Annotated in this window: 10 protein-coding genes; 4 read left to right on the top strand and 6 right to left on the bottom strand. The window is 58.0% G+C overall.

Annotated features, from left to right (window positions below; genetic code table 11):
- Positions 1-88: 88 nt before the first annotated feature.
- Genes HMPREF0577_RS02710 through HMPREF0577_RS02700 form a run of 3 tightly spaced genes read right to left on the bottom strand, consistent with a single transcriptional unit; the run spans position 89 to position 4,875 of the window.
- On the bottom strand, positions 89-1,234 hold the full coding sequence (locus HMPREF0577_RS02710) for a glycosyltransferase (RefSeq protein WP_004012122.1): 1,146 nt from the start codon (positions 1,232-1,234) through the stop codon (positions 89-91).
- A 42-nt stretch (positions 1,235-1,276) separates the two neighbouring features.
- Positions 1,277-2,491 (bottom strand): glycosyltransferase family 4 protein, encoded by a 1,215-nt coding sequence (locus HMPREF0577_RS02705; RefSeq protein ID WP_004012121.1) that lies wholly within the window; start codon positions 2,489-2,491, stop codon positions 1,277-1,279.
- A 29-nt stretch (positions 2,492-2,520) separates the two neighbouring features.
- Positions 2,521-4,875, bottom strand: a complete 2,355-nt coding sequence (locus HMPREF0577_RS02700) for a cell wall-binding repeat-containing protein (RefSeq protein WP_004012119.1) — start codon at positions 4,873-4,875, stop codon at positions 2,521-2,523.
- Positions 4,876-4,996: 121 nt separating this feature from the next.
- On the opposite strand from HMPREF0577_RS02700, the gene HMPREF0577_RS02695 reads away from it, so the two are divergent.
- Complete coding sequence (locus tag HMPREF0577_RS02695) at positions 4,997-5,707, top strand: glycosyltransferase family 2 protein (RefSeq protein ID WP_004012118.1); 711 nt, start codon at positions 4,997-4,999, stop codon at positions 5,705-5,707.
- A gap of 1 nt (position 5,708) precedes the next feature.
- Positions 5,709-6,179, top strand: coding sequence for a DUF2304 domain-containing protein (locus HMPREF0577_RS02690; RefSeq protein WP_004012117.1), 471 nt, complete (start codon positions 5,709-5,711; stop codon positions 6,177-6,179).
- 27 nt (positions 6,180-6,206) lie between these two features.
- Here HMPREF0577_RS02690 and HMPREF0577_RS02685 read toward each other — a convergent pair whose 3' ends face one another.
- Positions 6,207-7,205, bottom strand: coding sequence for a glycosyltransferase (locus HMPREF0577_RS02685; protein WP_248613644.1), 999 nt, complete (start codon positions 7,203-7,205; stop codon positions 6,207-6,209).
- A 108-nt stretch (positions 7,206-7,313) separates the two neighbouring features.
- Between HMPREF0577_RS02685 and HMPREF0577_RS02680 the strand changes: the two genes are divergently transcribed.
- Both HMPREF0577_RS02680 and HMPREF0577_RS02675 read left to right on the top strand, forming a co-directional pair.
- Positions 7,314-8,621, top strand: coding sequence for an LCP family protein (locus HMPREF0577_RS02680; protein WP_004018013.1), 1,308 nt, complete (start codon positions 7,314-7,316; stop codon positions 8,619-8,621).
- Complete coding sequence (locus HMPREF0577_RS02675; protein ID WP_004012114.1) at positions 8,621-10,072, top strand: LCP family protein; 1,452 nt, start codon at positions 8,621-8,623, stop codon at positions 10,070-10,072. Before HMPREF0577_RS02680 ends, HMPREF0577_RS02675 begins: the two co-directional genes overlap by 1 nt.
- A gap of 57 nt (positions 10,073-10,129) precedes the next feature.
- Here the strand turns inward: HMPREF0577_RS02675 and HMPREF0577_RS02670 are convergent, their stop codons facing one another.
- Both HMPREF0577_RS02670 and HMPREF0577_RS02665 read right to left on the bottom strand, forming a co-directional pair.
- A complete protein-coding gene (locus HMPREF0577_RS02670; protein ID WP_004015632.1) occupies positions 10,130-11,173 on the bottom strand; it encodes a LacI family DNA-binding transcriptional regulator in 1,044 nt (347 codons plus the stop codon).
- A 52-nt stretch (positions 11,174-11,225) separates the two neighbouring features.
- On the bottom strand, positions 11,226-12,632 hold the full coding sequence (locus HMPREF0577_RS02665; protein ID WP_004012112.1) for a glycoside hydrolase family 13 protein: 1,407 nt from the start codon (positions 12,630-12,632) through the stop codon (positions 11,226-11,228).
- Between the last annotated feature and the right edge of the window lie 26 nt (positions 12,633-12,658).

Here is a 12,658-nt window from a genome sequence, read left to right as displayed (position 1 = left end):
CACCCGTGAATATTTAGGCGCGATCTGGGCGCAGTGGGCGCCACACGCGGCTGGCACCTCATGACGAAGAACCCAAGGCTACCACCCGCTACCAACCGCGCCACGAAGGCAGTGTCTCCCGCAAAGAATCCACCTTCCCGTCTAGCATGGCGCGATACACCGCGACATAACTGGCGCCAACCGTGTCCTCTGAAAAGGCTGTGCCGATAGTAGCGGCAATGTCCCCCGCGCAATGTTGGTTATCCAGAATCTGGGCTTCCACCGCATCGGCGTAATCCCCCGGGTCGTGGTGTGGCAAGGCCTCGCCGACCGCCGGGCGCATGTAATCCGGGTGTCCCCCCGCATCCCCCACCACCACGGGTCGGCCGTGCAAAATCGCCTCCGCACAGGAAACATAGAAATTATCCCCATGTGTCGGCCCGATAAACACGTCGGCGGCCGCGAGCTCCCGCGACACGCCTTCGTAGGGCAAGGCTCCGGTCAGCCGCAAATCCAGTCCGTGTTCCGCCGCGTAATCCCGACACGCGGATTCCAGCGGTCCGGTTCCCACCCAGGTCAGGTTGGTTTCCCGGCCGCGTCGTTGTAACTCTTGCACCACCCGCAGCGCGAACAGTGGGTCTTTGCGTTCCACCAGTCCCCCCACCGACACCAGCCGCCACGGCGCGGACGGGGCGCTCAACACGCGGCGTTCCACCAGGTTCGCCACCGGTTCCACTACGCAGGGAATCTCGACCGTGGGCTTATGCGGGCGCACCATCCGCAGCGGCGCCGACAGATACGGGCACACCGCCGTAACCACGTCGGGCAAGCGTTCCAGCCCTAAAATCACCGGCCTGGCGGCGCGCAACCCCAGCCCAAGCGTGTCGGGATTTGTCAGCCCTGACCAGTGTTCGGTGTGTACCCACGGCAGCCCGGCGGGTTTCCCCACCACCACGGGCGCCAACGCGGACATGGCCATGGAATGCACCAGGTCAGAGCCCCGCAGGTAGGTCGGCAGCAGTCGCCCGGCGCGCGCCAAGTCGAGGGGAGAAAACGGGTCAAAGGGAATGCGCACCACCTCGATACCCTCGTGGTTCACCCGCCGTGAACCGTCATAGAGCCGGGGTGCCACCAGGTGTATCAGCCGTACTTTCGCCCCGGCTTTGGCGATGGCGTGCAAATCTTTGACGATAAACGACCCCGAGGCGGGGGCTTTCTCGGTGGGGAACCAGGTCGCTACGGCGGTTACTTTCACTTTTCCTTCCTTTTCATGAGGTGCTATCCGTTAATCCAGGCTTTATGCCTTGCCTGGCTGTCCTTTCCCAGGGGTCTGACCCGAAATATTGGCGGCTTTCATCACGACGCGAGCCGCTTTATCCCCGGTGGCGCCTAATGAACAGTGCCGCAAAGCCCACGCCCGCAAATCAACCGTGTCCAGATTACCCGACAGTACCCGACGCATCCCGCGAACAACCGCGTCCACCCGCCACGGCAGAGCGAGCCCCAACCGGTGCGTGGCGATATCCCGGGCGGCCGGTCCCACCCCGGCGAAAAGCACCGGCGTGCCGCAAGCCAAAGCGGCATAAACCTTAGTGGGATAGGCGCTGTCATAGCCAGTGTCGGGCTTCAGGGACACCAGGGCAGCCGCCGCTTGACGCTGCCACGCGGCGGCCGAAGCCGGGTCTGTTTGCGCAAAAAACACCAATCCCCGGGGCAACCGTGCGGCGCGGGCTTGCAAGGCCGGCCAGGCCGAGCCCTGTCCCAGGAACAGCAACCTTGCCTGCGGAAAATCCTGTCTGACCTGGTCGAATGCTTCTAGGAACACTTCGGCTCCCTGCCACTCGGAGGCCGTGCCAGCATAGACCAGCCAGTCGCCATCCCCCGGATTAGCGCCCGCTAGGGGCTCCGGAACCGCGCCTTGGTCAGTGAAAACCTCGGTGTCGATGCCGTTGGGTACCACCACAACGTGACGCGCCCCCAGGGCGCGGACGCGGCACGCCCCGTCTTCGGTAGGGGTTAACACCACAGCCGCGCCGCGCAAAACCCAGGATTCCACCCCACGTAAGGCTTGCACCACCACTGCGGGCACCGCCATGGCTGCAGCCGCATCCGACCAGATATCCGCCGCATAGAACACATAGGGACGTCGACGCAACCAGCTGAGCACCCGTACCACCAGGCCGGTGGTGGGTGGGGGCTCCACCACGTACACTCGGGGCGCAGGCATAAACAGCAAGCGGAAAAACGCGGGAATGTCGAAGGACAGATAGGAAAGATACCCGCGAATATACCCGGTTTTGTCCCGTTTGGCTTGCACCCGGCGAATCCGCACCCCGGAAAGGTCGTCCATGTCACAGTGAGCCTGCCGGTCATGCCCCGGGGCGGGAATCGTGGTCAACACATCCACTGTTACCCCGTGCGCGTGCAGGGCTTTTGTTAGCGCGGCCAACCGGAAAGACGCGGCGGCTGGTTCAGGGGCGAAAATCCGCGAGACAATCTGAATATCGGGCACTGCTCTCAGCCTTTATGGTTCTTTCGTATCTACCTTGTGGTGTATGTCAAGGCTTGACGGGTCTGGTTCGCAGACACCGCCGCCACACCCCCCAGGGCGGTGACATTCATGGCTTTCAGACGACTGACTTCCTCGCCGACCCTGCTGTCAAGGGTAGCGCTAGTGGCGTTGGGCAGCAGCAAAATCGGCCCGCCAGTCAGAATCCCACCAGCCACAGCATCCACTGGGTTTTTCCCGGAAGCCAAAAAAACATGTTCAGCACCATTAGGATACCCGTATCGGCTAATTTGCCGGGAAGTATGGTAACGATCCGCCCCGGCAATCCGTTCGGTAGTGCGTCCCTCCCCAGCTTCTTGCAGTATCTGAGAAGAAACCGCGTTATTCCCACCTAAAGCAACTACCCGTGCGGGGTTGATGATGTTAATCGCGGTTTTAACAGCGGCTGGAAGGGTCCCTCGGGTTGGTACCAGCAACACCGGTCCATCCGTTAAAGAGCCCGCCGCCAAAGCATCAATCCCCTGGCTCTGTTCCGCCAAATAGACGGTTTTCATCTGCGGGTTAGCCTTTACAACGGCCTTTGCGATTTCCGCTGCTGTTGCCCCCCGGTCAGCACCCGCTAGACGGGAAGTGACGGCATTGCCAGACACGGCGGACAGCGTAGAGTCAGCAATCGCCCCCGGGCCACCCAAGGCTATCACTTGTTTAGCTCCGGCCGAAGCAATGTAGTTCGAAACCTGGTTTAGCGCCTTGCTATTGTGACTGACCAGCACAATCGGCCCGTCAGTCAGGGCACCCCCGGCCAAAGCATCAGCAGTGTTGTCAGCGCGTGCCACATAGACAGTTTTACTTCCTTTAGGGAAAGCATAAGAGGCAATAGAAATAGAGGTTTCCACGCGATTCGCCCCAGCCAGTTGGGTGGGGATACCCCGCGCCAGCTGTTCACGCTCTGCCGGGTTCTCTTGTGGATTCTTCATGGTGTAGCCCGGAGCGGCAATATATTCTGCGATTTTCTTGCGAACTTCCGGCAGATAGTCATAAAAGGCTTGGCCAGGACAGCTGGTGGCAACCAAGTCGCGGTGTCCCGAAACCACGGGCGCGTAAATCACATTGCCTTTGTCGTTGACAATCGGGGTGGAAAGATTCAGGGGATTCAATCCCACTGGCAATTTATACGTAATCACCTTTGCTACCGTGGCAATGGCGGCATCAGAAGGTCGGAAATCCGAGTAGTTTCCCAAAACGGAAATCCCGAAGGTGGATTTATTCACCCCCAAGGCGTGTCCGCCCACACTGTTATACGACCAGAAATCCCCGGCGCGTCCTTGCCAGGCACGCCCGTAGTTATCTACCAGCACGTTGTATCCAATATCGCCCCACCCCAGGCTCACCGCATGATAGCGGTAGATGGAACGCAAAATTCCCGGTACTGCTTCTGCGGGGTAGTCGTTTTGTCCGGCGGTGTGGTGAATCACTGCGGCCTGAACATTTCCAGGTTCCACCTGCCAACGCATCCAGCTAGGATCAGCGCCCCAAGCCTCGCGGCTCAACAGTTCCACCGGTCCGGGTACCTCGGGAACCTGCGCCCAGAGGCTAGTGGGACTGGGGGGAGTCACGTTTTGCCCCGAGTCATCAATGCTGTCGTTGTCATTGGCTTTTTCGCCGTCCTTCCCACCGGCTTGTCCAGGGACAGTTTTGGACGGCTTGGTTCCAGCGGCAGTTTCTCCTTTGGCGGGCAGGGCGAATTTACGATCCGCCACGCGGGTTCCCGGGTCAATAATCTGCAGTTGCGGGCGAACCTTTGTGGTGGCTTCTGCCATAATCAAGGCGATTTCAGCTTTGGCCGAGTTGGTTACCACCCAAGCATCGGTAGCACTGGTGACCCCGTCCTTGGCCGTGTCAACCTCGTCACCAACATTCTGCCACTTGGTCCATTTTCCGCCTTTAAAAGTCCGCCCCAACACCGCCACAGGTTGTGCTCCCTGCGCTGGCCACCGCGCGGCCACCAGCGCCACGGGGGAAGTCAGATTTGCTGTGGCGCTAAGTTTCGCGGTCTCTCCGAGATTGGCATACCCAGCAGCGAATTTTGTGGTGATGCGCCGCCCGTCAGGGGCATAGCTAACTTCGCCTTCCGCAGCGTTAAACTCGTTTACTTTCGCGCTCAGTTCCGCTGTGGACAGCCCCGGCAAGGATTTCACAGTTTTGAAACTATAGCTCAGGGTGTCGCTGCCGGGACGATCAATCATGGCGTCGGGCACCGCCACCGCTTGACCGGTAGCGGCCAAACCCAGCATCGCGGCTACGGACACAGAAACACTCCATTTTCTACCTGTCCCGGCCTGCCGCGAGACCCCAATTCCAGCCAAAAATATTCTCAGCTTCCCCATACAAACATGCCTTCCTTATAAATAAAACACTCTTTTGAAACTTACTACGATTCCCCCAGCTGCGCTATGCCAAAAAGCCGCGTGTTTCTAAAAAAGCCCGCGAACGTGACACAATGAAACCGTGAGTGAAAACGTGTCTGTCCACCGTGACGGCGGTGCCGGCGAGGAAGTCGCCCTCGTCGTGCCGGTTTACAACGAAGGCGCGGTGATAGCGGAAGTAATCAACGCTACCCGTGCGACTTTCCCCCATATCATCGCGGTGGATGATGGTTGCACCGACGACTCGGCCGCCCTGGCTCACCGGGCAGGGGCGACGGTACTGCACCACGCGGTTAATCTGGGACAGGGCGCCGCCTTGCAAACCGGTATCAGTTTCTTCTTGCAACACACTGATTTTCCCTACCTGGCGACTTTCGATTCCGATGGGCAACACGACCCGACCGATGTGGTGGCAATGTGGGAACAAGCCAAGCGTGACGACTTGGACATTGTTTTTGGTTCGCGGTTCCTCTCGACCCACCAAGAAATGGGTTTACCCAAGAAGATTGTTTTAAAAACAGCCGCCTGGGTGACCGCTAAAAGCACCAAGATGCGCTTGACAGATGCCCACAATGGGTTGCGTCTGCTCAGCCGTCGTGCCGCCGCTTCGCTGCATTTGCATCAAAATCGGATGGCGCATGCCTCCGAGATTGTGGCGCAGCTGGGTCGCTCCGGACTGCCCTGGGCCGAGGCGCCGGTAAATATCCGTTACACGGCGTATTCCAAGGCCAAAGGCCAGTCCCTGTGGAATTCCATAAACATTGTGGCTGACTTGATTATGGGGGTGCGTTAAAGTGTTTTCACTCAGTTGGGTCGTCACGCCCGCCTGGAACCTGGCTTCGATTTCCCACTTGGGGATAAAGGTGGTTTTGCTGGTAGCGGTGGTTTTCGGGTTGGTCTATGTGTCGCGTCTTAAGGGAGCCCGAAACCTAGCGATGCGGCGTATCTTGGCGGCTTTATTCGCGGTTGGGGCGGCTTTGGCGATTATTTTCCCAAACCTCATCTCGGCGGTGGCACGGTTCCTAGGGGTGGGTCGCGGCACGGATTTGCTGTTATATTCCCTGGTCGTGGTGGTGGTCGCGACTTGGCTGGTGCAGTGGCGCTACAACATTGCGGTTCAGGCGCGGATTACTGAATTGACCCGCTCGCTAGCCTTGGCTAATCCGGAATATCCGATGGCACCTCGTGAATCCGACCCCAACCACCGCGACCCGTTACCGCCCAACGATTCTTCACCCAACGGAACTGGCGGCGCGGATTCATGAGTCGCTTGGAGAAAATTCACGCGTAAACTACTTCCGCCGCAAAATGGCGAGGCGCAATTTCAAGCCCAACCCTATCAACGCCAAGAGTGGCCTCCAATAGATTTGAGGATAGAGGTGCCGTAGAAATATCAGCGTCGACTCGTGGTGGGCACGCAGCGCTCGCGGGTTCGGCGTGCTGCGGACGGACGGGTTCGGCGTGCTGAAAGTGTTGCGGGAGTTGGAACCGTCGAGTGGCGTTTGCGCGTCGATCGCGTTGCGGCGGATGCATGAGGTGCCAGTCCCAGCCGTGACGTTCCCCGTCGAAGCACCCTGGTCGTGAATCACAGCCACGCCAGCCGCCAACAAGGCCGTTTTCCCCAAGCGTCGCCGCGCCTTAAGGCATAAATCCGCGTCCTCGAAGTACATGAAGAAACTGGGGTCGAAACCGTGCAAGACCCGCCAATCCGCGCGGCGCCACACCTGGCAAGCCCCGGAAACCCAGTCCACCGTGCAGTTTTCATTTCCGCGCCACGCTCGCCCCCAATACGCCTGAGTCCAGGGATTACCCGGCCACCACCAGCCAAACAGCGCATGACCGATTCCCACCGAGAAATACGGGAAAGACCGGCCGGTGGGATAGCGCGTGCCAGACTGGTCAACCAACGCCGGACCTACCACCGCCGCCTGGGGATGGGCAACAGCTGCGTCCAGGAGGGCATCTAATGAATCCGGCAAAAACCGCAGGTCAGGATTAGCTAATACCACCCAGGGTTCGCTGGCCACCCCGTTTACCCGCAGCGCGACCCCCAGGTTAGAGGCCACCCCGAAACCGGGGTTATCCGGACGGGAAACATAGGCGGCACCAGCGGTTTTACAGATTTGCTGCAGTTCGGCATCCGGGGCTTCCGAGTTATCCACCACCACCGCTTGTACCCGTCGATGGGTGGCCGCCGGCAGGCTTTCCAGCAGATTGCGCACTTGGGTGGCGCTGTGATACGCCACACAGACCACCCGTATTTCCGGGTTAGGGCGCACGGTGGGGCTCATGATTGGTTTACCTCCTTTGGGGGTTTCCGGCTGGAAAAATAAGGTAAAACCGCCGGCTTGGGCTTGCCCGAGCGGGCAAATCACACCCAACCAGTTTACAATAGCCAGGTGATAACGAAGCGACACCCCATAGCCTCTCACGCCCTGGCGTTGCCCCCGACACGTCACCCATGGCGGATTCTGGTCAGCATTGTCGTGTTCCTGGTGATTTTCGGCCTGTCGTTTGTGACGATGGTGATGGCCGATGTGTCGTCTTGGGCAAAAAAAGTTGATATCAGTTCCATGCTGGGCACAGAACACCGCAAGGAAAAACCCAAAGACCCCCAGGACAGTTTTGCGAACCGGGATTTGAATGTGCTGGTTATCGGCACGGATTACCGGGCGCATAAGGAATACGACGAACGTGGGCAGTTGGTGGTGGGTATGCGCTCGGATACCACTTTATTGGCGCATATCAGCGCCAATCGCCAGCGAATCGAGATTATGTCGATCCCCCGCGACCTGATGGTGGATCGACCCGAATGCAGCTACCAAGATGGACACACCGAGCCTGCCTCGCTGCGGAAAGTCCAGTTCAACTCGGTGTTTTCCCTGCTCAGCCAGGACAAGTTTATTGCCCCGGGCACGGCTTGCACGATTAAAGCCGTCGAGAAGTTGACGGGAGTGTATATTGACCAGTTCGTGGTGGTGGATTTTGATGGTTTCCAAAACATGGTGGCGGCCTTGGGTGGGGTGCCGATGTGTTTCGAGAATCCATTAAAGGATCGCTTGGCGGGGTTGGATGTTCCCGCCGGGTGCCACACGCTTGACCCGGTACAGGCCTTGGCTTTTGCCCGGGCGCGTAAGGGCATCGGGGACGGGTCGGATATTGGACGTATCGGGCGACAACAGCAGCTGGTCGGCGCCATGATGAAAGAAGCCAAGAGTCGCAACTTGTTAACGGATTTACCCAGTTTGTACGCTTTCTTGAAAGCGGGGATGAAGTCTTTGACTACCTCGGAAGAATTTGGTTCAGCCACCAATATGGGTGGTTTAGCCGTGTCTTTGGCGAAAATTAAGCCGGAGAATATTCGGTTCTATACCCTGCCTTTCGGTGAATATCCCCCCGACCCGGCACGGGTAGCGGTGGCGGATAATGCTGATGATATGTTCAAGGCTTTGCGGGCGGACACACCGATTCCTTCGATTTTCTCGTATCAAGACCTGGATGGCAAACAGGTAGAGGCCACCCCGGAAGCCAGCGCTGACCCCGATGCGTCGAATTCTTCGCGGACAAGCGGTGATTCCGATGGATCCAGTGTGGAATCTGGGCAATCCAACAGTTTAAGCGATACCGGTGACTTGACTAGCAGGCACAACGGTTCCGATACTTCCATAAATAGGTACGACAGCGGTACTTCCAGGGGTTCGCGCTGATGAATCGACCGCCCAGTTTTCCCCCTCCCGCAGCAACCGGAAACGCCGACTCAACTGCGGGTCGCGTTGGGGAACGCGCTGCGGATCAGCCGGTGGTTCCGGGCGCGGCTTCATTAGGTGCTTCCGCCGGGGCGCCCTCCCGTCGAAACGCTATCCCAATCGGCAATCCCCTCATGAACCGGGACAACACGACCGCCCCGGCGGCGCACCCAAGCCAAGCCCTCATGAACCCAACCGATAGCAACTACCCGCCGAACCCGGCGGCCGACAAGAACACGAGCGACGCCGAATTCGCTCTGCCCCCAGCGTTTCCGCCGCGAAACCCACTCGAAACACCGCCTGCCCCGACCCACGCTCCCGGCGCAATCCCCACTGCTCTGCCCCCAAGTTTTCCAGCGGCATCCCTCGAATTTCCGCCCGACGAACCGCCAATCCCAAAGAACCAGCCGCGTCCCGTTGCAAAGACCCGCGTGTGCCACCCGTGGCGCAGATTTTTCTTGGTGTTCCTGGCTGTGATGCTGGTGGCGGCCTTGGCCGTAGTGTTTTGGGGATTGTTCTTGGTGCAGCGAGTTGAGAGCCAAATTGGACGGGTGGACGCGCTGAGTGGGGCGGCGGCCACCCCCGGCACGACTTGGTTGATAGCCGGGTCAGATTCCCGCGAAGGCTTGATTAACGATGGCACCGAGGGCGAGCGTTCCGACTCGATTCTGTTGGTACACCAAGCTCCGGGTGGGCAAGCTGCGATGGTTTCCCTGCCGCGCGATACCTATACCGAGATTCCCGGCAAAGGTGCGGCAAAGCTGAATGCCGCGTTTTCCTGGGGTGGCGCGCCACTGTTGGTGCAAAGCGTGGAAGGCTTGACCGGGCTGACTGTGAATCACTATGTTCAGGTAGGCATGAGTGGCGTGTCGCGGATTGTGGACGCGGTTGGTGGGGTGAATGTCTGTTGGGATCAATCATTTCACGACCGTTTCACGGCATTGGATTGGCAAGCGGGGTGCCACGATGTGGATGGGCGTACGGCTTTGTTGTTTTCCCGGATGCGGTATTCGGATCCCACCGGGGACATCGGACGCACGAAACGTCAGCGCCTGGTGATTTCGGCGGTGTTAAAGAAGGCTGTGAGTCGCGAAGTGCTTGTTTCGCCGTCGCGCCAGTTGGCCTTGGCGGATGCGGGCGCAACAGCTTTGTCGATTGACCGCGAGACGAAAACCTGGGATGTGGCGCGCCTAGTGTTGGCGATGCGCCGGGCTTCTGGAGACGGGATGCAAGGGGTGCCACCGATTGCCTCGGTTGGTTACAATCCCGGGCACGGCGTGGGCTCCACGGTGTTGCTGGATCGGGAAAAAGCCCCGGTTTTCTTCGAGAAACTGACGGCCGGAACCCTGTCACCCGCCGACTTTCAGCCCTCTGCGACGCGCGGCACAAGCCGCACTTCGACGCAGTCGTAGTGTAGCGCCGTAAAAACGGCAACGATTTGCCGTTTTAGGTGAAACTCCTGGCTCCTGTCAGCGTGGTATCCCGCCCAGGGTTGCTTGCGGGACAAAAACAGCGTTGAGCACGTGGTGAGTTGGCTTATCCTCTGTTCCTCGGCCGGTGGCGGAACCCTGAATCAGTTTGACGAGGATATCAGCCGCGATTCGGCCTTTCTCTGCTATGGGCTGTCTAATTGTGGTCAGGACTGGGCTGGAATACCCATAATCAGGAATACCGTCGTAGCCGGTAACGGATAAATCTCTCGGCACCAGCAGCCCGCTATCTTGGGCAGCGCGAATTGCTCCTCGGGCTATAACATCACTGAAGGCAATAATAACCGTGGGGTTTATGGCTCGTTGTAACTCGTGGAACGCCTTAATGCCCCCCTCGTAGGTACTGGGAGCTTGGTAAACAGCCAGGTTGTTTTCGTCTAATGTCACCGCATGAGACGCAAAGGCGGCCACGATTTTTTCCATGCGCTGCCCCATTACACCGTGCCAGTTTTTGTATGATTTCCCCAGTTTGGTTTCGATAGCTGCAATCCCGAATCGCTGGTGTCCCTGTTCTAAAACCCTGGTGACTAGCTGGGCGATGGCCTCATCGTCTTGGATTTCTACCGTAGGAACTTCCAGGGAAGCCTGGGGGTCAATCACCACTAAGGGGATGTGTTTGCTGGCAATCTCTACCACCTCGCTACGTTCCTTTTCTAAACCAGAAATGATGAATCCGTCCACGGCGGCGGTAGGAATGGCTTTTAGGGTGGATTCTTCAAATGGCGGCACCAGCAGCAAGGCATAACCTTGTTCCTGGCAAACCTCACCTATGCCCTGTATTAGCAGTGAATAGTAGGGATTTTTTAGCGCTACATCGATGTTTTGCGGCAGCAACAGCCCCAGCGCCCCGGTGGTGTTGGTGCGCATGGAGCGTGCTGCCGCGTTTCTGACATAGCCCAGGTTCGCCGCCACCTCAAGGATGCGTTCACGAGTTGCTTCGGAGAGCTTAGCGGGGTTGTTGTAGGCGAAAGACACTGCGGTTTTAGACACGCCAGCAATTTTCGCAATGTCATTTATCGTCACCCTGCTATTCATAGCGATTCACGAATCCTCGGTGTTGAAAAACGAGCTAGCCTCAACACAACTGCGGTGTTTTGATTAGTGCCTTCCATTGTGTTTCGTCGATTATCCCTTCTAATAACAGCGGATGCGAGTCATCCAAACGGTAGCTCTCGCCTAAGACTCCCGGCAATCCATACAGACAACGGGCTTGTTTCAATGGTACTTGAGTCAAGGCAACATTTCTGCCGCTGCCGCGATGCAGCAACAGCACCGCACCCCGGTCTCGATATTTCCTTACGACCATGAGGGTATTGGCATCTATCGCCTTGACTTGCTGGCTGCCTTTTTGTAGCACATCGGATTGGCTGCGGGCTTTTAGTAACCCGGTAACCAGATTCCTGGTGTCGGTGTTCCAGCGGTTGGTATTCCACTCCATACCGGCGCGACAGCCAGGGTCGTTTTCGCCAAGCATCCCATTTTCATCCCCATAGTACAGCACGGGGGTTCCCACCAGGGAATACAGCAGGGCAAAGGCTTGGGCTATTGCTGACTGGCGGTTCTTGGCTCGCGTGGCCACGCGTTCGGTGTCGTGGCTGTCGAGCAGGTTAAACATACTGGTGCGGTGGCTTTCCGGAATCCGATTGTGCAGTTTGTTGACCCCGGCGGCGAACTGGAAGGCATCTAAGGATTCGTCCGTGCTAAAGGCCAAAATTAGGTCACGCAGCGTGTAGTTCATTACTCCGTCCATCAAATCGGTTTCCAGCCACGGCACGGGATCTCGCCAGTCTTCGGCCACCAGATATTTGTCATCACCAAAGGTCTTGACAGTATCGTGGAATTCGCGCCAGAAGCTCATGTTAACATAATACGGCACATCCAAGCGCCACCCGTCAATCCCCCGGTTCAACCAGTATTTCGCGACTTCCAGGTGATGCTGACGCACTTCCGGGTTGTAGACGTTCCATTTCGGCAGGTAGTAGCACCCGGAACAGGTTTTATAGTTGCAGTCGTCGGTTTGGGATATCACCGGGAAGCCTTCCACGAAAAACCAGTTGACATACTTGGAATCGGCACCGTGGCGCATAACATCGCGGAAATATTTGTGTCCATTGCCGCAGTGGTTGAACACCCCATCCAGAATCACCCGAATTCCCAGGTCATGAGCCTTGGCAATCAACGCAGCGAAGGTATCCAAATCCCCCAGCTGCGGGTCAATGGCGAAGTAATCCACGGCATCGTAGCGGTGATTGGTACACGCGGCGAAAATCGGATTCAGGTACAGGGCGTTAATGTGCATATCCGCCAGGTACGGCAGGTGTTGAATAATGCCCGGCAAATCCCCACCCAAGAAATTGTCATAGCTGGGTTTGGTGTCCCAGGGGGCAATTTGTGGCGGATTCAAGGCCGGGTTCCCGTTAGCGAAACGTTCGGGGAAAATCTGGTAGAAGTTGGCAGAGGCTATCCAAGCGGGAGCGTTCATGAGAGGTTTCCTTTCATTTTTGGTAG

Source organism: Mobiluncus mulieris ATCC 35243 (assembly GCF_000160615.1).
Classification (GTDB): Bacteria; Actinomycetota; Actinomycetes; order Actinomycetales; family Actinomycetaceae; genus Mobiluncus; species Mobiluncus mulieris.
Note: the sequence above shows the minus strand (reverse complement) of the source record. Positions and strands in the feature narration are given on the sequence as shown.

Bases quoted from the DNA above. Each gene is read 5' to 3' on its own strand.
- HMPREF0577_RS02700 (WP_004012119.1), bottom strand. From the start codon at position 4,875: ATGGGGAAGCTGAGAATATTTTTGGCTGGAATTGGGGTCTCGCGGCAG.
- HMPREF0577_RS02675 (WP_004012114.1), top strand. From the start codon at position 8,621: ATGAATCGACCGCCCAGTTTTCCCCCTCCCGCAGCAACCGGAAACGCC.
- HMPREF0577_RS02665 (WP_004012112.1), bottom strand. From the start codon at position 12,632: ATGAACGCTCCCGCTTGGATAGCCTCTGCCAACTTCTACCAGATTTTC.
- HMPREF0577_RS02685 (WP_248613644.1), bottom strand. From the start codon at position 7,205: ATGAGCCCCACCGTGCGCCCTAACCCGGAAATACGGGTGGTCTGTGTG.